The organism is Terrabacter sp. AAH1 (genome assembly GCF_054456855.1).
On record NZ_JBTJJV010000018.1, the window covers coordinates 1 to 25,434 of the forward strand.

Annotated in this window: 26 protein-coding genes, 1 tRNA gene and 2 pseudogenes; 16 read left to right on the top strand and 13 right to left on the bottom strand. The window is 71.8% G+C overall.

Translation table 11 applies throughout. The annotated features are described in order from the left end of the window. Nucleotides 1-211 precede the first annotated feature (211 nt). Together fahA and ACXR8F_RS19685 are read right to left on the bottom strand one after the other, a co-directional pair. Nucleotides 212-1,465, bottom strand: a complete 1,254-nt coding sequence (gene fahA / locus ACXR8F_RS19680) for a fumarylacetoacetase (protein WP_458803092.1) — start codon at nucleotides 1,463-1,465, stop codon at nucleotides 212-214. Then, the gene (locus ACXR8F_RS19685; RefSeq protein WP_458803094.1) at nucleotides 1,462-2,331 is read right to left on the bottom strand and encodes a hypothetical protein; all 870 of its coding nucleotides are present in this window, start codon (nucleotides 2,329-2,331) and stop codon (nucleotides 1,462-1,464) included. Before ACXR8F_RS19685 ends, fahA begins: the two co-directional genes overlap by 4 nt. A gap of 82 nt (nucleotides 2,332-2,413) precedes the next feature. On the opposite strand from ACXR8F_RS19685, the gene ACXR8F_RS19690 reads away from it, so the two are divergent. Both ACXR8F_RS19690 and ACXR8F_RS19695 read left to right on the top strand, forming a co-directional pair. Continuing rightward, nucleotides 2,414-3,688 carry a homogentisate 1,2-dioxygenase domain-containing protein gene (locus tag ACXR8F_RS19690; RefSeq protein WP_458803096.1) on the top strand — a complete coding sequence of 425 codons (1,275 nt, stop codon included), beginning with the start codon at nucleotides 2,414-2,416 and terminating at the stop codon, nucleotides 3,686-3,688. Nucleotides 3,689-3,690: 2 nt separating this feature from the next. Next, on the top strand, nucleotides 3,691-4,377 hold the full coding sequence (locus ACXR8F_RS19695) for an IclR family transcriptional regulator (RefSeq protein WP_052677211.1): 687 nt from the start codon (nucleotides 3,691-3,693) through the stop codon (nucleotides 4,375-4,377). Between the two features lie 66 nt (nucleotides 4,378-4,443). Here the strand turns inward: ACXR8F_RS19695 and ACXR8F_RS19700 are convergent, their stop codons facing one another. Together ACXR8F_RS19700 and ACXR8F_RS19705 are read right to left on the bottom strand one after the other, a co-directional pair. After that, nucleotides 4,444-5,079: an isochorismatase family protein gene (locus tag ACXR8F_RS19700; protein ID WP_458803098.1), complete on the bottom strand. Its 636-nt coding sequence runs from the start codon at nucleotides 5,077-5,079 to the stop codon at nucleotides 4,444-4,446. Nucleotides 5,080-5,082: 3 nt separating this feature from the next. Continuing rightward, nucleotides 5,083-6,396, bottom strand: coding sequence for a nicotinate phosphoribosyltransferase (locus ACXR8F_RS19705; RefSeq protein WP_045190264.1), 1,314 nt, complete (start codon nucleotides 6,394-6,396; stop codon nucleotides 5,083-5,085). 98 nt (nucleotides 6,397-6,494) lie between these two features. Here ACXR8F_RS19705 and clpS point away from each other — a divergent pair, with 98 nt between their 5' ends. The 7 genes from clpS to ACXR8F_RS19740 all read left to right on the top strand — a co-directional run bounded on the left by clpS (nucleotide 6,495) and on the right by ACXR8F_RS19740 (nucleotide 12,358). Next, nucleotides 6,495-6,800 carry an ATP-dependent Clp protease adapter ClpS gene (clpS, locus tag ACXR8F_RS19710; protein ID WP_458803101.1) on the top strand — a complete coding sequence of 102 codons (306 nt, stop codon included), beginning with the start codon at nucleotides 6,495-6,497 and terminating at the stop codon, nucleotides 6,798-6,800. Further along, on the top strand, nucleotides 6,800-7,525 hold the full coding sequence (locus ACXR8F_RS19715; RefSeq protein ID WP_458803103.1) for a DUF2017 domain-containing protein: 726 nt from the start codon (nucleotides 6,800-6,802) through the stop codon (nucleotides 7,523-7,525). The genes clpS and ACXR8F_RS19715 overlap by 1 nt, the downstream gene beginning before the upstream one ends. Nucleotides 7,526-7,581: 56 nt before the next feature. Next, complete coding sequence (locus ACXR8F_RS19720; protein WP_458803105.1) at nucleotides 7,582-8,349, top strand: MBL fold metallo-hydrolase; 768 nt, start codon at nucleotides 7,582-7,584, stop codon at nucleotides 8,347-8,349. A gap of 104 nt (nucleotides 8,350-8,453) precedes the next feature. Then, entirely contained in the window at nucleotides 8,454-9,323 is an 870-nt protein-coding gene (locus ACXR8F_RS19725) for an aldo/keto reductase (RefSeq protein ID WP_458803107.1), read from the top strand. 55 nt (nucleotides 9,324-9,378) lie between these two features. Continuing rightward, nucleotides 9,379-10,179: a ribonuclease PH gene (rph, locus tag ACXR8F_RS19730; protein WP_458803109.1), complete on the top strand. Its 801-nt coding sequence runs from the start codon at nucleotides 9,379-9,381 to the stop codon at nucleotides 10,177-10,179. Further along, the gene (gene rdgB, locus ACXR8F_RS19735) at nucleotides 10,176-10,796 is read left to right on the top strand and encodes an RdgB/HAM1 family non-canonical purine NTP pyrophosphatase (RefSeq protein ID WP_045190258.1); all 621 of its coding nucleotides are present in this window, start codon (nucleotides 10,176-10,178) and stop codon (nucleotides 10,794-10,796) included. Before rph ends, rdgB begins: the two co-directional genes overlap by 4 nt. Next, nucleotides 10,793-12,358 carry a molybdopterin-dependent oxidoreductase gene (locus tag ACXR8F_RS19740; protein WP_458803112.1) on the top strand — a complete coding sequence of 522 codons (1,566 nt, stop codon included), beginning with the start codon at nucleotides 10,793-10,795 and terminating at the stop codon, nucleotides 12,356-12,358. Before rdgB ends, ACXR8F_RS19740 begins: the two co-directional genes overlap by 4 nt. Here ACXR8F_RS19740 and ACXR8F_RS19745 read toward each other — a convergent pair. Both ACXR8F_RS19745 and ACXR8F_RS19750 read right to left on the bottom strand, forming a co-directional pair. Next, nucleotides 12,339-12,743: a RidA family protein gene (locus tag ACXR8F_RS19745; RefSeq protein WP_045190254.1), complete on the bottom strand. Its 405-nt coding sequence runs from the start codon at nucleotides 12,741-12,743 to the stop codon at nucleotides 12,339-12,341. The genes ACXR8F_RS19740 and ACXR8F_RS19745 overlap by 20 nt on opposite strands. After that, nucleotides 12,740-12,958, bottom strand: coding sequence for a hypothetical protein (locus ACXR8F_RS19750; protein WP_045190252.1), 219 nt, complete (start codon nucleotides 12,956-12,958; stop codon nucleotides 12,740-12,742). The genes ACXR8F_RS19745 and ACXR8F_RS19750 overlap by 4 nt, the downstream gene beginning before the upstream one ends. 126 nt (nucleotides 12,959-13,084) lie before the next feature. Here ACXR8F_RS19750 and ACXR8F_RS19755 point away from each other — a divergent pair. From ACXR8F_RS19755 to ACXR8F_RS19770, 4 genes are all read left to right on the top strand, one after another. Then, nucleotides 13,085-13,168 (top strand) — tRNA-Leu (locus tag ACXR8F_RS19755). Between the two features lie 159 nt (nucleotides 13,169-13,327). Beyond that, nucleotides 13,328-13,801, top strand: a complete 474-nt coding sequence (bcp, locus tag ACXR8F_RS19760) for a thioredoxin-dependent thiol peroxidase (protein WP_045190250.1) — start codon at nucleotides 13,328-13,330, stop codon at nucleotides 13,799-13,801. Between the two features lie 27 nt (nucleotides 13,802-13,828). Beyond that, complete coding sequence (locus ACXR8F_RS19765; RefSeq protein WP_045190248.1) at nucleotides 13,829-14,083, top strand: DUF3618 domain-containing protein; 255 nt, start codon at nucleotides 13,829-13,831, stop codon at nucleotides 14,081-14,083. Nucleotides 14,084-14,136: 53 nt separating this feature from the next. Beyond that, a complete protein-coding gene (locus ACXR8F_RS19770) occupies nucleotides 14,137-14,478 on the top strand; it encodes a GroES family chaperonin (RefSeq protein WP_045190246.1) in 342 nt (113 codons plus the stop codon). Between the two features lie 16 nt (nucleotides 14,479-14,494). On the opposite strand, the gene ACXR8F_RS19775 is transcribed toward ACXR8F_RS19770, so the two are convergent. The 4 genes from ACXR8F_RS19775 to ACXR8F_RS19790 all read right to left on the bottom strand — a co-directional run bounded on the left by ACXR8F_RS19775 (nucleotide 14,495) and on the right by ACXR8F_RS19790 (nucleotide 19,674). Beyond that, a complete protein-coding gene (locus ACXR8F_RS19775; RefSeq protein WP_458803116.1) occupies nucleotides 14,495-14,992 on the bottom strand; it encodes a VOC family protein in 498 nt (165 codons plus the stop codon). A 98-nt stretch (nucleotides 14,993-15,090) separates the two neighbouring features. Then, nucleotides 15,091-16,422: a hypothetical protein gene (locus ACXR8F_RS19780; protein WP_458803118.1), complete on the bottom strand. Its 1,332-nt coding sequence runs from the start codon at nucleotides 16,420-16,422 to the stop codon at nucleotides 15,091-15,093. 3 nt (nucleotides 16,423-16,425) lie between these two features. Then, on the bottom strand, nucleotides 16,426-18,849 hold the full coding sequence (locus ACXR8F_RS19785; RefSeq protein ID WP_458803120.1) for a zinc dependent phospholipase C family protein: 2,424 nt from the start codon (nucleotides 18,847-18,849) through the stop codon (nucleotides 16,426-16,428). Between the two features lie 57 nt (nucleotides 18,850-18,906). Next, nucleotides 18,907-19,674 carry a class I SAM-dependent methyltransferase gene (locus ACXR8F_RS19790; protein WP_458803122.1) on the bottom strand — a complete coding sequence of 256 codons (768 nt, stop codon included), beginning with the start codon at nucleotides 19,672-19,674 and terminating at the stop codon, nucleotides 18,907-18,909. 109 nt (nucleotides 19,675-19,783) lie between these two features. Here ACXR8F_RS19790 and ACXR8F_RS19795 point away from each other — a divergent pair, with 109 nt between their 5' ends. The 3 genes and pseudogenes from ACXR8F_RS19795 to ACXR8F_RS19805 form a co-directional block, all read left to right on the top strand. Continuing rightward, nucleotides 19,784-20,260, top strand: a complete 477-nt coding sequence (locus tag ACXR8F_RS19795) for an NUDIX domain-containing protein (RefSeq protein ID WP_458803124.1) — start codon at nucleotides 19,784-19,786, stop codon at nucleotides 20,258-20,260. 244 nt (nucleotides 20,261-20,504) lie between these two features. Continuing rightward, nucleotides 20,505-21,599 carry a glycerophosphodiester phosphodiesterase family protein gene (locus ACXR8F_RS19800; RefSeq protein WP_458803126.1) on the top strand — a complete coding sequence of 365 codons (1,095 nt, stop codon included), beginning with the start codon at nucleotides 20,505-20,507 and terminating at the stop codon, nucleotides 21,597-21,599. Nucleotides 21,600-21,715: 116 nt separating this feature from the next. Further along, nucleotides 21,716-23,182, top strand: a pseudogene (locus ACXR8F_RS19805) (phosphocholine-specific phospholipase C); the annotation flags it as partial. Between the two features lie 96 nt (nucleotides 23,183-23,278). Here the strand turns inward: ACXR8F_RS19805 and ACXR8F_RS19810 are convergent. The 3 genes and pseudogenes from ACXR8F_RS19810 to ACXR8F_RS19820 all read right to left on the bottom strand — a co-directional run. Beyond that, a pseudogene (locus ACXR8F_RS19810) lies at nucleotides 23,279-23,662 on the bottom strand (alkaline phosphatase family protein); the annotation flags it as partial. Beyond that, a complete protein-coding gene (locus tag ACXR8F_RS19815; protein ID WP_458803128.1) occupies nucleotides 23,659-25,047 on the bottom strand; it encodes an alkaline phosphatase D family protein in 1,389 nt (462 codons plus the stop codon). The pseudogene ACXR8F_RS19810 and the gene ACXR8F_RS19815, both read right to left, overlap by 4 nt. After that, nucleotides 25,029-25,322: a PhoD-like phosphatase N-terminal domain-containing protein gene (locus ACXR8F_RS19820; protein ID WP_458803130.1), complete on the bottom strand. Its 294-nt coding sequence runs from the start codon at nucleotides 25,320-25,322 to the stop codon at nucleotides 25,029-25,031. Before ACXR8F_RS19820 ends, ACXR8F_RS19815 begins: the two co-directional genes overlap by 19 nt. Nucleotides 25,323-25,434: the final 112 nt, after the last annotated feature.

Below are 25,434 nucleotides of genomic sequence, written 5' to 3' on the forward strand. Positions count from 1 at the left end.
CGCCAGCCCCGCCCCCAGCAGCGCCAACGCCTGCTCCCGCTGAGCCAACGAGTACGTCCCCGGGATTCCGCCCATGCCTGCCTCCACGCAATTCGTGTTGCGCAGACGATCTGAAGCCAAGGTGTGAGGAACTGCGCACTCGATGGTCGAGTGCTCAGTTCCCGACGCGCGGCGTCCCGTCGAGTGCTCAGTTCCCGACGGGCGGCGTGGTTCAGCGGGCGGGGACGATCGTCCCGGTCACCTCGGCGATGCCGACGCGGGAGCCGTCGGGGCCGGGCGCCCAGGCCGTCATCGTGACGGTGTCGCCGTCCTCGAGAAAGCCGCGGGTCGTGCCGTCGTCGAGGGTGAGCGGCTCGGTGGCGTTCCAGGTCAGCTCGAGCAGGCTGCCGCGGCTCTCGCGGGTCGGGCCGCTGATGGTCCCCGAGGCGAAGAGGTCACCGTCCCTCAGGGACGCTCCGTTGACCGTCAGGTGCGCCAGCATCTGGGCCGGTGACCAGTACATCGCGGAGTGCTCGGGGCGCGAGACGACCGTGCCGTTGAGGGCGACCTCCAGGTGGACGTCGAGGCCGAACGCATCACCCTGAAGGTAGGGCAGGACCTGCGGATCGGACTGTCCCGGAAGGGGGATGCGTGCATCGGCGAGCGCGTCGAGCGGCGTCACCCACGCCGAGACCGACGTCGCGAACGACTTGCCGAGGAAGGGCCCGAGCGGGACGTACTCCCAGGCCTGGATGTCGCGGGCGCTCCAGTCGTTGAGGATGACGACGCCGAAGAGGTGGTCGGCCGCGTCGTCGACGGAGACCCGAGAACCGAGCTCCGTCGAGCCGCCGACGACGTAGCCGAGCTCGGCCTCGATGTCGAGACGGATGCTGGGGCCGAAGACGGGGGCGGGGCCGGACGGCGCCTTGCGCTGGCCGGTCGGTCGGACGACGTCGGTGCCGGAGACGACGACCGTGCCCGCGCGGCCGTGGTAGCCGATGGGAAGGTGCTTCCAGTTCGGCGGCAGCGCGGCATTGTCGGGCCGGAAGATCTTGCCGACGTTGCTCGCGTGGTCCTCGCTCGCGTAGAAGTCGACGTAGTCCGCGACCTCGACGGGTAGGTGGAGCTCGACCTCGGCGATCGGGTGCACGTGGGGGGACACGCCGGCGCGGTGCACCTCGTCGGTGAGGACCTCGACGAGCCACTCGCGCGCCACCGTCCACGCGGCACGGCCGAGGGCCAGGAACGCGTTGAGGTTCGGCGTCAGCCACGCGGTCGCGAGGTCGGGGCCGTCACCGACGAGCCCTGCGTCACGACCCACCGCGGCAACGGCACCGGCGTCGAGCACGAGGTCGCCGATGCGCACCCCTACCCGGCGAGTGGGGTCGTCGCTCGTGCTGAAGACGCCGTAGGGCAGCGTGTGGATGCCGAAGGGGTGGTCGTCGGGGACGTCGAGCCAGGTGGACTTCTGGGCGGGCGTGGTCACGCGCGGGTCTCCTTGGTGGGAACGAGGCCGAGCGCCTCGAGCTCGGTCAGGGGGTCGAGCACGCCGCAGCAGCCGTATGCCGTGAAGCTGGTGCGCAGGCGTCGGGCGTCGTCGTCGTGCAGGCCCGACACCGCGGTGACGAGCACCTCGGTGTCGCGGCGCCCCAGCTCGACCGCGAGCTCGCGGGTCTCGGCGCCGTCGAGGGCCTCGTGGGTGGCGAGGAGCACGTTCAGCAGGCCGTGCATGGGCTCACCGCCGTGGTCGCCGCGCACCACGTGGTGCAGCCCGCCGGTCAGCTTGAACGACAGTCCGCGCAGCACGACGGCGTCGAGGAACCCGGCGAGGGTGGTCTCGTCGGGCCACGGCCAGGCCGGGGTCGCTCCGGTGCGGAACTTGGCGGTGACGTCGTGCTCGTGGTCGACGGCTTCGGCGATGTCGTCGAGGCCCGACTCCTGGTCGGAGCCGAGTCCGACCTCGACGACGAGGGGGACCTCCAGGTCGAGCGCGCGGCGCCAGCCGGAGTCGCCGTCTGCCCAACCGAGCTCGACGGCGGTGACGGCGACGCGGGGGTCGTCGCGCAGCAGGTCGACGGCGTCGAAGAGCGGGTCGAGGGGGGCGCCGGGACGCACGACCAGCCCGACCTGCAGGGGGTCGGCGACGGCCCTGTCGTCCTTGGCGGCCAGCACTGCGACCTCGGCCGCCGCGGTGGCCGGCACGAGCAACGGACCGAGGTGCACGGCATACGGCCCGGTGCGACGGTCGAGGTGCTCGCGGACCGCGACGTCGACCGGGGCGAGGCCCGGCGGGAAGACGGCGGCGTCGTCGACGAGGTGGTCGAACAGAGGCGCGAACGGCGTCCTTGACATGACCGGGAGCGTACTCCACTGTTGCGATAGTGATACACCAGCGTCCGCTGAGCGGACGCGCTCGACGGAGAGGCTCGCACCCGTGGCGCACTACCAGGCTGTCGGAGACATCCCGCCCAAGCGGCACACCCAGCACCGCCGTCCCGGCAAGGGCCGCACGCCGGGCGAGCTCTACTACGAGGAGCTCATGGGCGAGGAGGGCTTCAGCTCCGACAGCTCGCTGCTCTACCACCGCAACATCCCGTCGACGACGGTCGGCGCCGCGGTCTGGGAGCTGCCAGACCAGTCGACCACTCCGAACCACCCGCTGGTGCCGCGCCACCTCAAGCTGCACGACCTCTTCGACGCGAAGGCGGTCCGCGACACCGACGTCGTCACCGGACGACGCCTCGTGCTCGGCAACGGCGATGTGCGCATCTCGTATGCCGTTGCGGCACAAGCGAGTCCGTGGTACCGCAACGGCATCGGCGACGAGTGTGTCTACGTCGAACGGGGCCGCGCCAGGGTCGAGACCGTGTTCGGCGCGTTCGAGGTCGGTGAGGGCGACTACGTGATCCTCCCTCGCGCGACGACGCACCGCTGGATCCCGAAGCGCTCGACGAAGGACCCGCTCCGCGTCTACTGCATCGAGGCCAACAGCCACATCGCGCCGCCGAAGCGCTACCTGAGCAAGTACGGCCAGCTCCTCGAGCACGCCCCCTACTGCGAGCGCGACCTGCGTCAGCCCGAGGGGCCGCTGCTCGCCGAGCACGTCGGCGCCGACCCCGACGAGCAGACCGACGTCTACATCAAGCACCGGGGCAACGGGCCCGGCGGTGTCGTCGGCACGATCCACACCCTGCCCTTCCACCCGCTTGACGTCGTCGGGTGGGACGGCTGCCTCTACCCCTACGTCTTCAACGTGCGCGACTTCGAACCGATCACGGGCCGCATCCACCAGCCGCCGCCCGTCCACCAGGTCTTCGAGGGTTGGAACTTCGTCATCTGCAACTTCGTGCCGCGCAAGGTGGACTACCACCCGCTCGCGATCCCGGTGCCCTACTACCACTCGAACGTCGACAGCGACGAGATCATGTTCTACGTCGACGGCGACTACGAGGCGCGCAAGGGCTCCGGCATCGGCAGGGGCTCGATCTCCGTGCACCCCGGCGGTCACCCCCACGGTCCCCAGCCGGGAGCGACCGAGGGGTCGCTCGGGGTCGAGCGGTTCGACGAGCTGGCGGTCATGGTCGACACCTTCCGCCCCCTCGAGCTAGGTGAGGGCGGCCTCGCCGTCGACGACGGGGTCTACGCGGCGTCGTGGTCCAAGGGCCTCGGCGGTGCGTCAGGTCCCGGTGGCGCCCACTCCGAGGGCTGAACGTGGTCCCCGGCCCAGAGGTCGGTCGCGGGCCCGCGCGAGTCGAGTCCTCGCAGACCCTCGACCGCGGCATCCGAGTGCTCGAGGCGCTGGCGGGGGACGTCGGGCCCGGAGGCCTCACCGTGACGGAGCTCGCGGCCTCGCTCGGTGTCGGTCGGCCCGTCGTCTACCGCCTCGTGACGACCCTGGAGGAGCACCGCCTGGTCTCGCGGGCCCCCGACGGCCGCCTACGTCTGGGGCTCGGCGTGAGCCGGCTCGCCGCGGCGGTGACGCCCATCGTCCGAGCTGAGGCGCGACCGGTCCTGCGCGAGCTCGCGGACGCGGTCGGGGCCACGGCCCACCTCACCATCGCCGAGGGGGACGAGGCGCTCGCGCTCGTCGTCGTGGAGCCCTCGTGGACCGACTTCCACGTGGCCTACCGCTCCGGCGCGCGCCACCGGCTCGACCAGGGCGCAGCCGGGCGCGCCATCCTGGCCGGCCGCGCAGGGCGAGCCGGCCTCGTGGCGACGGACGGCGAGCTGCAGGCCGGCGCCCACGGGCTCGCAGTGCCGCTCGGCGTGGGTGCAGACGCCCTGCCCGGCGGTGTCGAGGCGTCGGTAGGTGTCGTCTCCCTCGAGCCCCTCGACGCGCGCAGTGTGGGCCCCCGCCTGCAGCGAGCGGCTAAAACCCTGCGAGCCGTCCTGCGCTGACAGCCCACCGTGACGGGTCGAGGTGTGACGTCGCAACCGAGCGCGACGGCATACCTCGATCCGGCGTCAGCCGGCGACCGCCGGTGCGCCCAACAGCCTCACGCCGGCCTCGCTGAGCTCAGCCAGCGCCGCGTCGGTCGTCCCTCGCGCGACACCGGCGGTCAGGTCGAGCAGGACGGTCGTGTGCAGACCCTCGCGCCGCGCGTCGAGCGCCGTGGCTCGCACGCAGTGGTCGGTCGCGATGCCGACGACGTCGACCTGGGCGACACCCCGGTGCCGGAGCCAGTCGGCGAGCGGGACGTGGTCGTCGTCGTCGGACCGGCCCTCGAAACCGCTGTAGGCCGCGGCGTGCTCACCCTTGCGGAAGACCGCCTCGACGTGGCCCAGGGCCCCCGCGAGACGTGGGTGGAACTCGGCGCCCTCGCTGCCGGCGACGCAGTGCACGGGCCACGTGTCGACGTAGTCGGGGCGCTGCGAGAAGTGGTCGCCCGGGTCGATGTGCCAGTCGGCCGTGGCCACCACGTGGTCGTAGTCGGCGGCGTGCCGGCTCACGTGCTCGGTGACCAGTCGGGCCACCTCGGCGCCTCCCGCGACGGCGAGCGACCCGCCCTCGCAGAAGTCGTTCTGCACGTCGACGATGACCAGCGCCCGCGTGCTGCCGCCGGGGGCGTCGGGATGGCTCTCGCTCTTGGATTCGGCCACGGCTCAGTCCTCCTCGTAGATGGTGGGGATCACAGGCTCGCCGCGTGACAGCTGCGCGGCAGCGCGCGGCAGCTCGGCACGCGAGGCCTCGTGGCGAGCTCTCGCCTCGTGGATGTCCTGGTGGTCGACGACCTCGCCGCCACGCACCAGCTCGATCATGAGGGGCCGGTCGTCGCCGTCGTCGCGGGGACGCTCGCCGATGCCGATGACCTCGGCCTGGGCGACCCCGTCGGGTCCGAGCCGCCGCATCGCCCACTTGCGGCCGCCGACCGAGGTCTTGTCCTTGCTCTTCTTGGCCACCCCCTGCATCGCGCCGGAGGCGTCCTCGCGCTGGACGAGCTTGTAGACCATCGACGCGGTGGGGGCTCCGGAGCCGGTGACGAGCGCGGTGCCGACGCCGTAGCCACTGACCGGGCCTGCGGCCAGTCCCGCGATGGCGTACTCGTCGAGGTCGGACGTCACGATGATGCGGGTGTCGGTGTTGCCGGCGGCGTCGAGCTGGGCGCGCACCTCCGTGGCCTGGATCAGCAGGTCGCCGGAGTCGAGCCGCACCGCCCCGAGCTCCGGACCGGCGATCTCCATCGCGAGCGCGACCGCCGTCCTGACGTCGTAGGTGTCGACGAGGAGGGTCGTGCCCTTGCCGAGCGACTCGACCTGCGCGGTGAACGCCTCCCTCTCGGAGTCGTAGAGCAGCGTGAAGGCGTGGGCCGCCGTTCCCGTCGTCGGGACGCCGTAGCGCCGACCTGCCTCGAGGTTGCTCGTCGCGTCGAACCCGGCCACGTAGGCCGCTCGGGCAGCGGCGACGGCCGACTCCTCGTGGGTGCGGCGCGACCCCATCTCGATGCACGGGCGACCCCCCGCGGCGCTGGTCATGCGCGAGGCCGCCGACGCGATCGCCGTGTCGTGGTTGAGGATCGAGAGCACCAGCGTCTCGAGGATGACGCCCTCGGCGAAGGTGGACTCGACGACGAGCACGGGCGACTGCGGGAAGTAGCACTCGCCCTCGGCGTAGCCGCTCACGTCGCCCGAGAACCGGTAGGACGCGAGCCAGTCGACGGTCGCGCGGTCGACGACGTCGTTGTCCCTGAGGAAGCGCAGCTCGTCGTCGCCGAACCGGAACTGCTCGAGCGCCTCGAGCACCCGTCCGGTGCCGGCGATGACGCCGTAGCGGCGCCCGTCGGGCAGCCGACGCGCGAACGCCTCGAACACGCACCGGCGCTGCGCCTCGCCCGAGGCGAGGGCCGCCTGGAGCATGGTCAGCTCGTAGTGGTCGGTCAGCAGCGCCGTGCTCGCGGCGCGAGGGCTCGTCGGGCTCACCCTTCTCACCCTAGGGGTGCGCGGGCGCCGAACGCCCGAGGAGCCGTGGGGCTCGCCTCCGGGTCGGGGGCGGCCGCCCGGGGACCTAGGGTGGCTCTGTGACCGCAGCCACCCTCTCCCTGGCCCCCGTCGAGCAGGAGGTGACCTCGACCCAGGACGTCGTCGCGCCCGACCTCCCGTGGGTGACGATCGTCTGGAACGACCCGGTCAACCTCATGACGTACGTGACGTGGGTCTTCGAGACGTACTTCGGCTACCCGCGGCCCAAGGCGGAGAAGCTGATGATGGACGTCCACGTCAAGGGCAAGGCGGTCGTCTCCAACGGGCCCCGTGAGTCCATGGAGCGCGACGCCGAGGCCCTTCAGGGCTACGGACTCTGGGCGACCTTCGAGAAGGACGATTGATGGCACGCGCCTTCCTGCGCGAGGACGACGACTACGTCGCGCTGCTCGACACGACCGAGCGCACGGTTCTCTACGGGTTGATGCAGCAGACCCGCACCCTGCTGTCTCCCGAGATCGAGCCCACGGGTGACACGTTCGACGACCTCGTCGCGACGATGGGGCTGTCCTTGAGCGCGAGCGACTCTGCGACGCAACCGGACTCGTCCGGCCTTGCTGACCGCGACCCCGCCCTCGACCGGCTCCTGCCGACCGCGCACCGCGGTGACGACCAGGTGGCGGCGGAGTTCCGTCGGCTCACCGAGGAGGGCCTGCGGCAGCGCAAGAGCGGCAACCTCGACCTCGCACTCGACCGCCTGTCGGACGCCTCCGGCGACCGGGTGGTCCTCGGCCCGCACCAGGCGCCGGCCTTCCTCATGGCGCTCACCGACGTGCGCCTGCTCCTCGGCGAGCGGATGGGCATGCGCACGGAGGAGGACGCCGAGGCGCTGCACGCCGCGATGGAGGTCATCGACGACGACGACCCGCTCGGCTACGCCATGGCCTGGTACGACTTCCTCACCTGGCTGCAGGAGACGCTGACCCACGCGCTCATGGGCACCGACCTCGCGCTCGGCGAGGCGGCCTACGACGAGGACGACATCGACGACCTCACCGAGGACGACGACTACGACGACGTCGACGACCGCGACCACGACGTCGAGGACGGGCCGCGCGGGGCGGTGTGACACACCCGACGTCCCGGTCGCGGTCCGGCGTCGGCGTCGGCACCTAGGCTCGTCCCGTGGACGTCACGATCGTCGGGTGCTCCGGATCCTTCGCGGGGCCGCGCTCGCCCGCGTCGTCGTACCTCGTCCAGGCCGAGCACGAGGGGCGCACGTGGAGCATCGTGCTCGACCTCGGCAACGGGGCGCTGGGCGCCCTCCAGAACCACGTCCAGCCGTATGCCGTCGACGCCGTCCTGCTCAGCCACCTGCACGTCGACCACTGCATCGACATGTGCGGCCTCTACGTCATGATGCGCTACGTGCCCGGTGGCCCCGGCCGTCCGGCGATGCCGGTGTGGGGTCCGCCCGGCACCGGCGTGCACCTGGCCCGTGCCTACGGCGGCGGCGACAGCGAGGACGTCTTCGGCACGTTCGACTTCCACGACCTGCGCGACCGCGAGCCGGTGTCCGTCGGGCCGTTCACGGTCACGCCGGTCCGGGTCAACCACCCCGTCGAGGCGTTCGGCTTCCGGGTCGAGGCCCACGGCCGCACCCTCGCCTACACGGGCGACACCGACACCTGCGACGAGCTCTCCGACCTCATGGCCGACGCCGACCTCGTCCTGGCCGACTCCGCCTTCGTCGACGGGCGCGACAGCGTGCCCGACATCCACCTCTCCGGCAGACGTGCCGCAGAGGCCGCCATCCGGGCCGGGGGAGTGGGACGCCTCATGCTCACGCACATCCCGGCGTGGAACGACCCCGAGGTCTGCCGCGACCAGGCCGCGGCCGTCTGGCCGGGCAAGGTCGAGCTCGCCGAACCGGGCGCCAGCTACACCCTCTGAGCCGGCCACGAGGTGGACGGCCGGGGTGGTCACGGCGGTCGCCCGGGTACGGAGACTCTCGGTGCGGGCGCCGACGGCCCCACCCCGAACCCACAGGAGGCACCGTGCAGCAGCGAACCATCGGGACGAGGAAGGTCAGCGCCATCGGGCTCGGCGGCATGCCGATGTCGATCGAGGGACGACCCGACGAGGAGCGCTCGATCCGCACGATCCACGCGGCCCTCGACGCCGGGGTCACCTTCATCGACACGGCGGACGCGTACCACCGCGACGCCGACGAGGTCGGGCACAACGAGTCGCTCATCGCCAAGGCCCTCTCGTCGTGGACGGGCGGCGGGTCCGACGTGCTCGTCGCGACCAAGGGCGGCCACCTGCGCCCGGGCGACGGCTCCTGGACGCTGAACGGCCGCCCCGACCACCTCGAGGCGGCGGCCAAGGCCTCGCTGGCGCGGCTGGGCGGCGACGCCATCGGGCTCTACCAGTTCCACCGGCCCGACCCCGACGTGCCGTACGCCGAGTCGGTGGGGGCACTCGCCGACCTGCTCGACGAGGGCGTCATCGAGATGGCCGGCATCTCGAACGCCGACCCCGCCCAGATCCGCGAGGCGCAGGAGGTGCTCGGCGGCCGGCTCGTCTCGGTGCAGAACCAGTTCTCGCCGGCCTTCCGCAGCAGCACGCCCGAGCTCGAGGTGTGCGCCGAGCTCGGCATCGCCTTCCTGCCGTGGAGCCCGCTCGGCGGCATCAGCAAGGCCGGCGAGCTCGGCAGCCGCCACGACGCGTTCGCCGACGTGGCCCGCGCGCACGACGTGAGCCCGCAGCAGGTCGCCCTGGCGTGGGAGCTCGCGCTCGCCCCGGTCGTCGTGCCGATCCCCGGTGCCTCGCGCCCCGAGAGCATCCGCGACTCGGTGCGGGCGGTCGACCTCGAGCTGTCGCCCGACGAGGTGGAGCGGCTGTCGGCGGCGTCCGCGGACTGACCACCCGGCACCCGCGGTGCGGACCCGCGCCCCCGGCATGGCTAGCCTCGACGTCATGACCAACCGACATGACGGACGTGCCCCCGACCAGACGCGCGAGGTGCGGATCACGCGCAACTGGCTCGACCATGCCGAGGGGAGCGTCCTCGTCGAGTTCGGCCGCACCCGGGTGCTGTGCGCGGCGTCCTTCACCGAGGGTGTGCCCCGGTGGCTCAAGGGCAAGGGCACCGGTTGGGTCACCGCCGAGTACGCCATGCTGCCGCGGGCCACGAACACCCGCTCCGACCGCGAGAGCGTCAAGGGCCGCATCGGCGGCCGCACGCACGAGATCAGCCGGCTCATCGGACGCAGTCTCCGAGCCGTCATCGACACCAAGGCGCTGGGCGAGAACACCATCGTCCTCGACTGCGACGTGCTCCAGGCCGACGGCGGCACCCGCACGGCTGCGATCACCGGCGCCTTCGTCGCGCTCGCGGACGCCATCGAGGACGCGCGCGCCAAGGGCCTCATCGCCAAGAAGGCCGAGCCGCTCACCGGTTCCGTGGCCGCCGTCTCCGTCGGCGTCGTGGGCGGGCAGGCCGTCCTCGACCTCGACTACCCCGAGGACTCCACGGCCGAGACCGACATGAACGTCGTCATGACCGGCGACGGACGCTTCATCGAGGTGCAGGGCACAGCCGAGGGCGAACCCTTCGACCGCAACCTGCTCGACCAGCTGCTCGACCTCGCGAAGAAGGGGTGCGCCGACCTCACCGAGCGCCAGCAGCAGGCGCTCGCCTCCCCGGCCCTCGACACGGTCGACACGGTCGGCTCGGCCGGCACGGCGGACGTCGCCGACGGGGGGTCGGTCGCGTGACGAAGGTCGTCCTCGCCACCCGCAACTCCCACAAGGTCGAGGAGCTGCGCGAGATCCTCGCCGACGTGAGCGCCGAGCTCGGGCTCGAGATCGTCGGACTCGACGAGTTCCCCGACGCGCCCGACGTCGTCGAGGACGGCGTCACCTTCGAGCAGAACGCCATCCTCAAGGCCGCGTCGGCGGCGCACGCCACCGGTATGCCGGCACTCGCCGACGACTCCGGGCTCGCCGTCGACGTGCTCGGTGGAGCCCCGGGGATCTTCAGCGCGCGCTGGTCCGGTGGGGGCGGCGACCGCGCCAACCTCGAGCTGCTCCTCAACCAGCTGGGTGACGTGCGCGACGAGCACCGTGCGGCGGCGTTCGTCTGCGCGGCGGCGCTCGTACTGCCCGACGGACGCTCGGCCGCCGAGCTCGGCCGGTTCCCGGGCACGGTGGGCCGCGAGCCGCGGGGCACGAATGGTTTCGGTTACGACCCGATCTTCGTCCCATCCGACCAACCGGACGGCAACGAACGCACACTGGCGGAGTACGACGCCGACGAGAAGAACCACGTGTCGCACCGGTCGCTCGCCTTCCGAGCCCTGGTGCCGCACCTGAAGGAGCACCTGAGGCCATGACCGCAACCAGCCCGGCCACCCGTCCCGAGACCGCTCAGGAGCCGGTGGCTCGCCCACTGTGGTGGGGAGCCGTCGACGGGTTCGTGGCCGGGCTGGTCACCGTCGGTCTCGCGACCCTGGCGGCGGCCGCGCTCGTCGCGGTCGGCCAGTCCTCCGGACAGCCGGCGCCGATCGCGGCGGTGAGCGGAGCCTTCATCGACCGGACGCCGCCGTGGCTCAAGGACTTCGCCGTGTCCACCTTCGGCACGAACGACAAGCGAGCCCTGCTCGTCGGCACCGTGGTGGTGCTCGCGCTCGTCTGCGCCGCGATCGGCGCGGTCGCCATGCGGCGCCTGGTGCCGGCGCTCGTCGCCTTCGCCCTCGTCGGGGTCGTCGGGGCCGCGGCCGTGATGACCCGACCGGCTGCCGGGCCGCTCGACGTCCTCCCGACCGTGCTCGGAACCGTCGCCGGGCTATGGTTCCTCAGCCGCGCCGCCCCAGCACCGACCGGCGCTGCCGGCGCTGCGAACCCGGGCAGGCGCTGGCTGCTCGGTGGCGCGGTGGGTGCCGTGACGGCATACCTCGGCGGTTATGCGGGTGGCGGCTCGTCGGCGGCCACCGTGTCGCGTGACGCGCTCAAGAGCGCGCCGGTCAAGGGCACGAAGCTCGCCATCCCTGCCGGGGCCGACCTGCGCATCCCCGGCCTGACGCCCTACCTCGTCCCGAACGCCGACTTCTACCGCATCGACACGGCGATCGTCGTGCCGCGCATCGACGCCGACGACTGGAGGCTCAAGGTCACCGGCATGGTCGACCGTGAGGTCGAGATCGACTGGAAGACCTTGCAGGGCAAAGAGATGCAGGAAGCCCTCGTGACGTTGACGTGCGTCTCGAACGAGGTCGGCGGCGACCTCGTCGGCAACGCCGTATGGACCGGGTGGCCGGTGCGCGAGCTGCTGGCGCTCGCCGGGCCGAAGGCCGGCGCCGACATGGTGCTGCAGACGAGCATCGACGGCTTCACGGCCTCGACGCCGCTCGGGGCGCTCACCGACGACCGCAACGCGCTCCTCGCGATCAGGATGAACGGCGAGCCGCTGCCCTTCGAGCACGGCTTCCCCGTACGCGTCGTCGTCCCGGGCCTCTACGGCTACGTGTCCGCGACGAAATGGGTCACCGAGCTCAAGGTGACGACGTACGAGAAGGACGTCGCGTACTGGTCGACGCGTGGTTGGTCGGCGACGGGGCCGATCAAGACCGCCTCGCGCATCGACGTGCCTCGAGCCGGCGCCACCGTCAAGGCCGGGACGGTGGCCGTGGCAGGTGTCGCGTGGCACCAGCACACCGGCATCTCCAAGGTCGAGGTGCAGGTCGACCAGCAACCCTGGGCCGAGGCGCGGCTCGCCGCGGACGCCAGCATCGACACCTGGCGGCAGTGGGTCTACGAGTGGCAGGCGACGCCCGGCAGCCACGAGCTTCGGGTGCGCGCGTACGACGCGAAGGGCGAGGCGCAGTCACCGCTCGAGGCCCCGCCGGCACCGGACGGCGCGACCGGCATCCACGTCGTCACCGTGAAGGTGGAGTGACACCGCTGCCGACGACGGCCTCGGCCTCGATCTCGACGAGCAGCTCGGGCTCGACGAGCGCGCCGACCTGGACCATCGTCGACGCCGGCCGCACCTCGGCGAAGACCTCGCCGTGCGCGCGGCCGACGGCCTCCCAGTCGCGGATGTCGGTGACGTAGAGGCGGGTGCGCACGACGTCGGCGGGGGAGGCCCCGCACTCGGCGAGGGCAGCCACGACGATCTCGAGAGCCACCTGCGCCTGCCGGTACGCGTCGCCGGGCGCCACCACCTGCCCGTCGCGCACCGCGGTGGTGCCGGCGACGTGCACCGTGTCGCCGACGCGCACGGCGCGCGAGTAGCCGACCACGCCCTCCCACGGGCTCCCCGTGCCGATGTTGCGTCTCATGCACGCAGGCTAGCCACCGGCACGACGACGGTCGGCAGGCCGGCGGTCGGCAGGAGGAACCAGTGCCGCGCGAGACACACGACGCGGGCGTGCTCGACCGGTCCGTCGGTGCTGTCGAGCTGGTAGCGGTCGGTCAGCTCGGCGACGGCGCCGCACTCGGGACACACCGTCGTCTCCAGCCCCGGCGCGCCTGCGCCCGCGATCGTCTCGTCCATGTCGACCCCCCGGCTCGAATCCGTTCTTCCCAGACGGAGCCTCGGGAACGGTCCGGTGATACCGGCTCGCGTGCCTGCTGGCTCCTCGCGGCGAGCGGCCAACTACAGTGGGCGGCGCAGCAGTCGGCGGACGTGGTGGAACTGGTAGACACGCAGGATTTAGGTTCCTGTGCCTCAGGTGTGCGGGTTCGAGTCCCGCCGTCCGCACCAGCGGCACCGATCGGCCGCCCCGGGGGCGGCCGGATCGCCCGAGGCGGGTACGAGGGGTACCGATACGCTTCGTGAAAGCCTTTCGTCCAGCGCGAGATTCGTGCGCGCCCTGACCACAAGCAGCGGTCAGCCGGCGCGCACCGACCAGGAGGAGCCCCCGTGACGTCCAGACTCGAGCCCGGCGAGCAGGCACCGGCCTTCTCCCTCCCTGACGACGCCGGCAGCACCGTCTCGCTCGACGACTTCGCCGGCCGCAAGGTCATCGTCTACTTCTACCCGGCCGCCATGACCCCCGGCTGCACGAAGCAGGCGTGCGACTTCAGCGAGTCGCTCGACTCCCTCAAGAAGGACGGCTACGAGGTCGTCGGCATCTCGAAGGACAAGCCGGCGAAGCTCGCGAAGTTCCGCGAGCGCGACCACCTCACCATCCCGCTGCTGAGCGACGAGGACCTCTCGGTCCACCACGCGTACGGCGCCTGGGGTGAGAAGAAGCTCTACGGCAAGACCGTGGAGGGTGTCATCCGGTCGACGTTCGTCGTCGACGAGGAGGGCAAGGTCAGCCACGCGTTCTACAACGTCAAGGCGACCGGCCACGTGGCCAAGCTCCGCCGCGATCTCGGCCTCGCCGACTAGAGTCGAATCGTCCCGAAAGGAAGCCAGATGACCGACACCGCACGCATCGAGCAGGACATCCGGGCCGCCCGCGCGCGTCTCGAGGGCACCGTCAACGAGCTGGCCTACCGGGCGCAACCGCAGGTCATCGCCGAGCGGCAGGTGCAGAGCCTCAAGCTGCGCCTCGCGTCGGCGACGCACACCGAGGACGGCGAGCTGCGCATCGAGCGCATCGGTGCGGTCGTGGCCGCCGCCGTCGTGGTCGTCGTGGCGGTGGGACTGCTCCGCCGCCGGCGCGGCTGACCCGGCCGCCACCGGTCACCGACCAGCGCAAGCACGAGGCGGTACGGGTCACCATGGGCAAGAAGGACACCGCCACGACGGCGCAGGAGCTGCCGGTGCGGATGCTGCACGACCGGGTGCTCGTCTCCCTCGAGAAGGAGGGGGACCGGCGCTCAGGCGGCGGCATCCTGATCCCCGCCACGGCATCCGTCGGCAAGCGCCTGGCGTGGGGCGAGGTCGTGGCCACCGGGCCGAACGTGCGTCAGGTGCAGCTCGGCGACCGGGTGCTCTTCGACCCCGAGGACCGGGCCGAGGTGGAGCTGCAGGGCACCGACTACGTGCTGCTGCGCGAGCGCGACATCCACGCCGTCGCGGCGCAGCGCACCGACGCCGGGCAGACCGGCCTCTACCTCTGAGCGCCCGGACCAGACCTCAGAGGACCGCGGAGCCGTACATCTCGCCGAGCGGGTCGCAGATCAGCTCGAGGCGGGCTCCGTTCGGGTCGCGGAAGTAGATCGAGGTCCCGCTCTCCTCGACGTACTCCACGCCGGCCCCTGTGAGCCGGCCCTTGAGCCTCTCCCACGTCGCGGGCTCGACCGAGATGGCGATGTGGTGCAGTCCGCCGAGCACCTCCGCGTACGGGCCGACGTCGAGGCCGGGGAAGTCGAAGAAGGCCAGGAGGTTGCCGTTGCCGATGTCGAAGAAGAAGTGGTTCGAACCCCGGTAGTCGCGGTTCTCGAAGATCTCGGTCAGCGGGAAGCCGAGCACCTCCTGGTAGAACTTCACGGTCTCCTCGAGGTCGCGGGCCACGACGGCGAAGTGGTGCAGCCCCCGAGCGGTCGACGCCGGGCGGTTCTCGGGCGGCTGCAGGTACGCGCCACGCACCCGCTCGCGCTCGGCGTCGATGGCGGACAGGTCGATCTCGGTCACGGGTGCCTCGGATCCTGGCGTCGGTGTCGACAGGCGGTCGGCAGTTGCGCGTTCAACTCAGGCTAGCCCCGCGGTCGGCGGCTGGTGCCGAGTTGACCTCAGCCGACGACGGTGACCGAGTACCCACCGGACTCCTGCCGCTCGGCGTCGGTGTGCGAGAACCGGAGCAGGTGGGCGTGGGGTCCGCCCTCGGCGAGCGCGCGGGCAATGCCCTGCGCGTCGAGCCCATCGAGGTTCCACAGCCGGCTGAGGCCCTCGAGCAGGGCGTCGCCAGGCTCTGCGTCGCTGAGCACACCGAGCTGCTCGAACCGCTCGGGGCCGACCTTCTCGATGAGACGCCGCGTCCCGAGCGGTCTCGCGAACGGGTGGACGCGCTGCTTGTCGCGGCCGGGTCGTACGCGCTCGACGACCCCGAGCTCGACGGCGACGTCCCAGAGCCTGGCGCTGTCGGCGACGAGCCAGCCCCGGTCGGTGCGGAACATGGTCAGCAGGTGCTGGCCCGAGCCCGTCGGCACCCCCAGCCGCAGCGCCTTGGCCGACGGTGGCCTCAGTCGCGCTGCCGCACCGAGCTCGGTCTTCGTCGTGCCGAGGACGCCCTTGAGGAGCGGCGTGACGGCAGCACCGCCGTGGCGCAGCTCGAGCGTCCCTGTCGTCGTGACGAGGCCGCCGAGCGTGAGGAGCAACGACTTCGCCGAGTCCGTCCCCGCGAGGATGGTGAGGTTGCGCTGCGCCACGTGACGGTCGTGGTTGGCGTCGAGCGCCCCCGACCACTCGTCGAGCGGGCAGCTGACGCTGGCCATGAGGCACTCGTGCCCGGTGAGGTCGGCCGGGACGTCCCAGGTCCGGTCTAGCTCGACGACCCGCATCGCGCCGGGCTTGGTGCGGTCGTCGAGCTGCGGCACCACCGCCATGCCGATGGGCTGGGGCTGGTAGGCCGGGTTGGCGGGGTCGCCGCCGAAGAAGCCCGGGTTGACGAACCACGCCCGCACGTGGACCCCCACCGCGGGCAGCAGACCGAGGTTCCAGACCCGGACGAAGACCCGGTAGCGGCGGCCGGCGGTCGGGCTGGCGACGAGCTGCGCGGGCGAGAACGGGCCCGTGTACGCGGCGTCGACGAGCAGGATGTCGGGCGACTCCCAGCACGGGATGCTCGGCCAGGTCGGGCGGACGGCACGGTCTCCCGGGCTGTAGGCGCGGACGAGGAGGTAGGGGTAGACGTCCTCACGCCGGGGTCGCCGCTCGCCCCCGATCCGCTCGATGAGCTCCCTGGCAGCGTCCTCGACGCCGTGGCCGGGAGTCCAGTTCGGGTCGAGGTCTCCGCTCGGACGCTCGGTGTGCCCGAACGATCCCGGCGGGTCCTGCCCGCGCTGGGCGGCGTCCTCCTTGGGGGTGAGGACGGGGTGCTGCTGGTCGTCGCGGTGGCGTGCCATCGCTCAGCCCTCCTTGCGGTGCAGGCGCTCGCGCCATTCGGGGTCGGTGTTCGGCTCGTGCTCCTGGGGCCGGCCGCAGTCGGCCGGGCCCGAGCCGGGCAGGTAGTGGACGGCGAGATCGTGCGACTCGTCGTACCAGCGGTCTGGCTGCGTCGGGCAGTCGTGGTCGGCGTGGAAGAACTGGGGCGAGGTGCACGGCAGGTCGTAGCCGTAGTCCTCCGACCCGACCGGGTCGATGTCGGGCACGCAGGGCACCGTGCTGCGGTCCCAGTCCCACGTGCGCCAGGCGTAGCCGCGGTCGGAGTCGAGGTTGAAGTCGGGCACCCCGAAGTCCTTCTGCCCGACCTCGTCCGCCATCCGCCCGACGAGGTAGAGGCCGTAGTCGACCGGGCCGCCGAGGTGCTGGTCCGCGGGCAGTCGCGCGTCGAGCACCTGCTCGGTCTCGCCGGGTGAGCCCGCCTTCTCGAGGTCGTGCCGCGCGCCGTCGTGGCCCGTCACGCCGGAGAGCAGGACGGTGGAGCGAGACCCGACGACGTAGGGCCCGGCGTGGGTCGGGGCACCCTCCTGGGCGACGCCGTCGCCGGCCTGGTTGGTCAACGGATACCGCCAGGGCGCAACCCATTCCGAAGGTTTGAACTCGTCGCCTGCGGCGTCGCCGGCATACCGGAGCGGTGACGTGAGCCCCAGCGCGCCGACGAGGTCGACGCGGCCGATCGACGACGGGAGGTCGCGGACGATGCCGCGCGGGTACGCGTGGTCGAGTCCCCGGGCGTCCGTGGCGTGGAGCCGGCCGGACGGCTCGGTGACCGGCGGCGGCGAGGTCGGGATCCCGAACGGGTTGTCGAGGGCGGACGCGATGTCGTACGTGCCCTCACGGCCGAGCGTCGTGAGGCCGGGGTTGATCTCGGCCGGCTTCGGCATGGCGAAGCCCGACATCACGAGGGCGCGGCGGGCCAGCAGGTAGAGGTTCCACGCCGGCACGATGACGGCCCAGTAGATGACCTGTCGCGCGGGGAACGTCGCGATGTCGACGATGAGGCCGGGCAGCACCGTCGCGAGCCACACCGCCACCTGGGCGAGGTAGACGGCCCACGCGAAGAGCGCGAGGAGCAGGTCGAGCAGGGTGAACGAGTCGTCGTCGTCGACGTCGGCGCCGCGCGAGGGGTCGTCGTCGATGCCGGAGCCGCCGCCCCCGGGAGGCGTCGGGAAGGAGTGGTCGGTGAAGACCGATGGCGGTGGCGGGAGCCTGAGGCTGATCGCGTCGCTGCTCGTCATCTTGAGGTAGCGGTAGACCATCTCCCACATCTGCGCCAGCGCCGGCTCGTTCGGGCGCCCGTCCGGTTGCCCGGTCACGGGGTCGGTGGCCGAGAACGGCGGGTCCTGCAGCAGGATGTGCGGCCCGTCCGCGCCGTAGACGTCCCGCATCGCGTCGAGGAGTCCTTCGACGAGGTGGTCGGGCAGCGGCCCCGTGTCGAGGTCGAAGAACGTGTGCCGGAAGGCGGTCGCCGTCGGCCCGTCCCCGTTGTCGTATGCCGGGAAGCCGGCCCAGTAGTCGTAGGCGGGCGCGTCGTCGCGACCGTTGTACGGCGCGTCGTCGCGGTGGCGGAAGGCGAGCCGGAAGTGGAGCGCCGAGGTGCCGTACTCGCCGTAGAGAGCGCCGGGGTGCCGGGCGCCGTAGTTCTCGGAGTCCATGTGGTTCTCGACGAGGTGGTGGCGCTGCCAGTGGTCGCGGTAGGGGCCGCCGGACTTCGCGTTCGTGAACGGGTGCCCGGTGACGTCGGTGGCGCAGTGCGACATCCAGCCCACGGCGAAGGCGATGCGCGCCTCGGCGTCCTGCCGCTCGTCGTCGGTCGTCGCCGCGGCGAGCGCCTCCTGCGCCTGCTGGAAGAGGACGAACGGGAACTGGTACGTGCGCCGGTAGTGGAACATGTCGGACCAGTAGAAGGCGTCGTCGCCGAACCCCTGAGGCACCCCCGAGGTGAGCACCCCGAACCAGTCGCCCATCTCGGCGAGCAGGCCCTTGAAGGCGGTGATGATCGCGGAGGTGAGCGAGTCGAGGACCTGCGCGAGCTGCGTCGAGAGCCCGCCGGTGAGCTGCGAGGCGAGCTGCGCGTTGTTCGTGGTGATCGGGTCGATCCACTTCTCCCACTTGCTGACGAACTCCGCGTCCACCACCTCCCACACGTCGAGGGCCCACTGGACGACCTGGCGGATGACCTGACCGGTGGTGTTCTTGAAGTCGGGCAGCAGGTAGAAGAGGTCTGGGCCGAGGGATCCCAGCTCGAGGTAGTTGCGCCAGGTGTGGCAGTGCTCGCCGATGACCCGGGCCTGGGCCGGGTCGATGGCGAGGCTCGGCGGGACGGTCCCGTCGCGGAGGTTGCGGGCGGTGTCGTGCGCCGCCTCGAGGTGGACGTACCAACCGGGCATGTCGGACTCCTTCGCGGGAACGGGACCGATTGGTCCTCTTTTTCCAAGAGGTCCGACTCACCGGCGTGATACGCCGCCGGCTGCTCGGGCGTCGATGAGGTGCCGCGTCGAGTGGGCGACGAACGGCTCGCCGCCCCGCAGCTGCTCGTCGAGCCGACGCAGGGTCGTCTCGTACCGCTCGACCGTGAAGTCCGGCACCCACCACACGCACTTGCGCAGGATCCACACGACCGCGCCGATGTCGTGGAACTCCATCCGGCACCGTGCCCGGTCCAGGCGCTCGACCACGAGCCCGTGCTGCTCTGCCGTGGCGCGCTCGCGCTCGGGGTCGCGTCCCCGGCGCTCCTCCGGCAGCGGGCCGAGGAAGTACTCGACGAGCTCGAAGGCCGACGCCGGCCCGACGTGCTGCGCGAGATAGCGCCCTCCGGGCTGCAGGACCCTGGCGATCTCCGCCCAGTCGGGCCGCACGGGGTGCCGGGACGTGACCAGCTCGAAGGAGTCGTCTGCGAAGGGGAGCGGGCCGCCGTCGGTGGGGACGACGCGTACGCCACGTGGGCCGAGCGTCTGCCGGGCCTTCTCGGCGTTGGGCGCCCACCCCTCGGTCACGACCATGACGGGGGGCAGGGTCGCAGCCTCGGCGACCACCTCACCGCCACCGGTGTCGAGGTCGAGGGCCGAGCCCACCGTGGCGAGGCGTTCCGCGAGCAGACGGGAGTACCCCCACGGTGGCCGCTCCTCGGTCGCCCGGCCCTCGAGCCAGCCGAAACCCCACCCCGTGACGTCTGCCGCCTCAGCCTCCGACACCAGCTCCTCGAACGAACGCATGCCCGAAGGTTGGCAACGGGTCCCCAAGCGGGTCAACTGGATTCGGTTCCTCGGTCTCGTGGGCACCGGTGAGCCGGAGTCTGCCGCCGCGACCAACTATGGTGCGAGCATGGTCACCCGGACCCGGATCGCCGTGGCGGCGCTGGTGCGCGCCGACCAGATCCTGCTCGCGCACCGCCATCCGTCGCGTGAGCACTATCCGGACTGCTGGGACCTCGTCGGGGGGCATGTCGAGCCTGGTGAGTCGCCTCGACAGGCGGTCGGACGGGAGTGCCTCGAGGAGCTCGGTGTGCGCCTGCACGACCCTCGACGGATCCCGATGACCATCGCCGACCCCACCCTCGAGATGCACGCCTTCCTCGTCACCCGCTGGGACGGGGAGCCCGTCAACAGGGCACCCGAGGAGCACGACGACCTGCGCTGGTTCCGGCGGGGCGAGCTCACGGACCTGACGATGGCGCACGCCGGCTGCCTCGCGAGCGCCCTGCACGCGCTGGAGCTGGCGGCCGCGGAGCCGGGCGGGGCGGCGGTCCGGCCACCGGGCCAGGTGTCGACCCGGACCGTCGGGGACGTGCCGCAGGCGTGAGGAGGGCCCCGGTCCCTGTGGACCGGGCCCTCCGCCCGAGTCGAACGAGGGCGGGCGCTCTCGCGAGACCCGGTGGACGGCATACGTCCTCGGGGCATTCTCAGCGCCCGCTCGGCATCCGGTCCGTGCCGGTCGGTCAGGGTTCGGCAAGGGTTCACGGGCACGCCACGTCGTGGGCACCGCGACCGGCCGCGACCTCCCTAGCGTCGAGTGGCCAGAACCCCACCACCCCAGAGGACCTCTGATGCAGCTCCGCCACCTCCTGACCGCCCTGGCCTCCGTCGCCCTGGCCGGCCCGCTCGCCACGGGTGCCGCGGCCCCCGCCACCGCGGGCGACTCCACCACGACCCCCGGGCCGGTCCTGCCACAGAAGACCCACTTCGACCTGCAGGCCCACCGCGGCGGCATCGGCATGACGACCGAGGAGTCCCTCGAAGGCTTCGGCAAGGCGATGCGCCTCGGCGTGACGACACTCGAGCTCGACACGCAGGTGACCAGGGACGAGAAGGTCGTCGTCAACCACGACCGCCAGGTCAGCGCCCAGAAGTGCCGCGACACGGCGCCGGTCACGCCCGGGGACCCGATGTACCCCTACGTCGGCAAGTACCTCAAGGACCTCACGCTCGCCCAGGTCAAGACGATGGACTGCGGCTACCAGCAGCTGCCCGGCTTTCCCGAGCAGGAGCAGGTCGCCGGCTTCCGCATCGTCGAGCTCAAGGACGTGCTGAACCTCGTCAAGGCGTACGACGCCAAGCAGGTCACGCTCAACATCGAGACCAAGGTAGAGGCCGGTGCGCCAGAGCAGACCGCGCCGCGAGCGCTCTTCGTGCGCCGCGTCTTCGAGGAGATCCGCGCCTCGGGCATCGAGGACCAGGTGACGATCCAGTCGTTCGACTGGGGCGCCCTCAACGAGATGCACCGCCTCGCGCCGACGTGGCCGCTCGTCGCCCTCACGAACCACGACTTCCTCCAGGTCGGCAAGCCGGGTGCATCACCGTGGCTCGGCGGCGTCGACGCCGACGACTTCGGCGGCGACTTCGTGCGCACCGCCGCCGCTGCGGTGCCCGCGGGCCTCGTCGCGCTCTCGCCCAACTACGGCTTCCCGCAGAACGGCAAGGTCGGCGACGCCGGGTTCCGCTTCTACCCCGACGCCGCGATGGTCCGCGCCGCCCACGGTCGCGGCCTGAAGGTCGTCCCGTGGACGTGCGACGACATGGCCACGGTGAGCGCCCTCATCGACACGGGCGTCGACGGCATCATCACGAACTACCCGAACCGGGTCCGCCAGCTGATGGCCGACCGCGGCATGCGCCTGCCGAAGGCGTACGCGCCCCGCTGAGCCCGGCGGACACGTCGGCTTCAACCCACCAGCTCCGCACTCCCACAGGAGATCTCATGGTCAACCTCGACCGCCGCCGCTTCCTCCAGATCGCCGGAGGCGCCACCGCCGCCACGATGCTCGGCGACAGCATCGCCCGGGCCGCCTCCATCCCGGCGAACCGCCGCACCGGAACCGTCAAGGATGTCGAACACATCGTCGTCCTCATGCAGGAGAACCGCTCCTTCGAGCACTACCTGGGCAGCCTCCGCGGCGTGCGCGGCTTCGGCGACCCGCACCCGGTGCAGCTGCCCAGTGGGCGCTCGGTGTGGCACCAGTCCGACGGCGCACGCGACGTGCTGCCCTTCCACCCCACGGCCGACGACCTCGGCGCGGCCTTCCTCGAGGGCCTCCCGCACAGCTGGACCGACGGTCAGGCAGCCGTCAACAGAGGGCACTACGACGGGTGGGTGCCGGCCAAGGGGACGACGACGATGGCGTACCTCGAGCGTGAGGACGCGGCCTTCCACTATGCCCTGGCCGACGCGTTCACGGTCTGCGACGCCTACTACTGCTCCTTCATCGGCAACACCGACCCGAACCGCTACTACCTGTGGTCCGGCTGGACCGGCAACGACGGCAAGGGCGGCGGCCCCGTCCTCTACAACGACGAGCTCGGCTACGACTGGCGCACCTACCCGGAGCGCCTCGAGAAGGCCGGCGTCTCGTGGAAGGTCTACCAGGACGAGGGCACCGGGCTCGACGCGGCGGGCTCGTGGGGCTGGACGTCCGACCCCTACATCGGCAACTACGGTGACAACTCGCTGCTCTACTTCAACAGCTACCGCAACGCCGCGGCGGGAACCCCGTTGTACGAGAAGGCTCGTCGTGGCACCAAGGCCCGCGACGGAGAGGACTACTTCGAGCTGCTGCGCCGCGACGTCCAGTCCGGCCAGCTGCCGTCTGTCAGCTACATCGCCGCGCCCGAGGCCTTCAGCGAGCACTCGAACTGGCCGACGAACTACGGCGCCTGGTACATCTCGAAGGTCTTGGACACCCTGACCTCGAACCCGGAGGTGTGGGCGAAGACGGTGCTGCTCATCACGTACGACGAGAACGACGGGTTCTTCGACCATCTCGTGCCGCCGCACGCGAACTCCCCTGTCATTCCGGGCGCCTCGACCGTGCCGACCGACCACGAGTTCTACGACGGGCAGCACGGTCCGGGGTCGTACGGCCTGGGGCCGCGCGTGCCGATGTTCGTCGTGTCGCCGTGGAGCACCGGCGGCTGGGTGGCGTCCGAGACGTTCGACCACACGTCGGTGATCCGGCTCATGGAGACCTGCTTCGGGGTGAGGGAGCCCAACATCACGCCGTGGCGTCGCGCCGTCACCGGCGACCTCACCTCGGCGTTCGACTTCTCGCGCACGGACGAGAAGGTGCCGAGCCTGCCGAGCACGACGAGCTGGAAGCCGTTCGACGACAAGCGCCACCCGTCCTACCGCCCGACGCCGCCCGCGCAGGGGTCGATGCCGGCGCAGGAGCCGGGCACCCGCCCGGCGCGCCCGACGCCGTACGACCTCGACGTCCGCGAGCTGTCGACGCCGAGCGCGGTCACGCTCGAGCTGCACAACCGTGGGCAGCGGGGAGCGCACCTGCAGGCGCGCCTGATCGAGCCGGGGGAAGTGCAGGTCGGTCGGACGGTCCATGTCGCGCACCACCCCGTCGGCGCGGTCGAGGAACGAGTTGGCCGGCACGCCGGAGCGGTCCGGACGCACCCCGGTCATCATCATGACGTGGTTGGGGATGGTCTCCATGACCGGCAGGGACCGCGCGTTCGGGTACCACGTGCCGCCGTCGCGCAGGGCGACGAGGTTCGGCATCAGGGTGGCGTCGAGCTCGTCGGGTCTCATGCCGTCGGTCACGAGCACGTACACGCGGGTGCGGGAGGGGCCCCCGAACGTGCCGGCCGTCGCCGGTGCGGCGGCCAGGGAGGCGCCGGCCGCCGCCGACAGCACGACGGCGGCACCACCCCCGCCTGCGAGCCGCAGGAAGGTCCGGCGGGAGGTCATGGGCGCACTCATCGGGCCGCCCCCGCCGCCGCCGTGAGGGCGTTCGTGCCGACGGGCACGGTGAACCCGGTCTCCCACGACGACGTCGCAGCGCGGTCGGTGCGGTCGGTGACGACGTACCAGTCCATCTGGGCGGCCTTGGGGGTGAGCGTCAGCACCGAGTATCCGTGGCTGTCGAAGTCGAGCCACTTCACGTGCCGGTTGTTCGCGCGGATGGCGTCCTCCACCGCGAGCGACGTGGTGCGCGGCGCCGCGCCGGTGAGGTCGTCGAGGTTGTTCGAGGTCACCGACGTCGCGACGAGCTCGACCCCGACGGTCCGGCTCAGCGGGTAGGTGCCCGCGTCGACGGGCAGCTCGCACGCCCAGCCGGAGTGGATGTCGCCGGTGATGAACACGGTGTTCGTGACACCGTGGTCGGCGAGGAACGTGACGAGCTCACGCCGGTCAGCGGTGTAGCCGTCCCACTGGTCGACGTTGTACGGGACGCCCTGCCGCGGCAGCAGGCCGGTCATGTCGGCGATCGGTCCCGCCACGTAGTTGTCGAGCGGCGGGAAGAGCACGGGGGTGACCATGACGGGGTTGCCGACGAGCTTCCACACCGCGTCGTTCTCGATGAGGCGGTCCTTGAGGAACTGCATCTGGGCGTCGCCGGTGATGGTCCGGGCCGGGTCGTCGACGGCGGCGAGGTCTGTCGTCGTGACCTGCTGGCTGCGGTAGCTGCGCAGGTCGAGCATCGTCAGGTCGGCGAGGCTGCCCCACTGGAGGTGCCGGTAGGCCTGCACGCCGTCGCCGAGGGCCGCGGTGCCGGAGAGGCGGATCGGCATCCACTCGTCGTAGGCGCGCCGGGCGGCCGCCTTGCGCGCGGCGAAGTCGCCCTCCCCGGGCTGGTGGTTCTCTGCGCCGCCGGACCAGGCGTCGTTCGCGGTCTCGTGGTCGTCCCACGTCGTCACCCAGGGCACGTGGGCGTGCAGCGCCTGCAGGTCGGTGTCGGTCTTGTACTGGCCGTGCCGCTGGCGGTAGTCCGCGAGCGAGACCATCTCGTGGGTCGGCTCATGCGGGCGCACGACGACGTTGGCCCGGCCGTTGGCGTACTCGCCGGTGCCGTACTCGTACACGTAGTCGCCGAGGTGGACGACGGCGTCGAGGTCGCCGCGCGCGGCGAGGTGGCGGTACGGCGAGAACCAACCGGCCTCCCAGTTCGAGCACGAGACGACCCCGAGCCGGAGGCGGTCGACGGAGGCGCCGCGAGCCGGGGCGGTGCGGGTGCGGCCCGTCCCGGAGACAGCGGACCCGAGGGTGAAGCGGTAGTAGTAGGTGGTTGCCGCGGCGAGGCCGGTGACGTCGACCTTGACGGTGTGGTCGCGTTCCACACCGGTCGTCACGGTTCCCTTGCGCACGACCGCGCGAAAGCCCGCGTCGGTGGCGACCTGCCAGCCGACGGTCGCGCTCGGGCCGGTGCCCGATCCCGGCGTCGCCTCGGCGGTAGGGTCACGCGAGTCCAGATGACGACCGCCCCGGGGAGCGGGTCACCGGAGGCGACTCCGTGCCGGAAGGTGGCCGCGGACCCGGGGGTGCTGGCTCCGGACGAGGGGGCGGCGCCGACCGCCAGCGCCACGGACCCGGCGGCGGCTGCGGAGCCTGCGAGGAAGCTGCGTCGTTCGATCATGGTCATGCAGCGTCAACGGTGCTTGTGTCCGGCGGGTGACGGAGACGAGCCGAACGTTCACCAAGGCGTCGTCTGTGGGTCACGTCCGTGCGTGAAGGGCCGGATGCGCGGCGCCCGA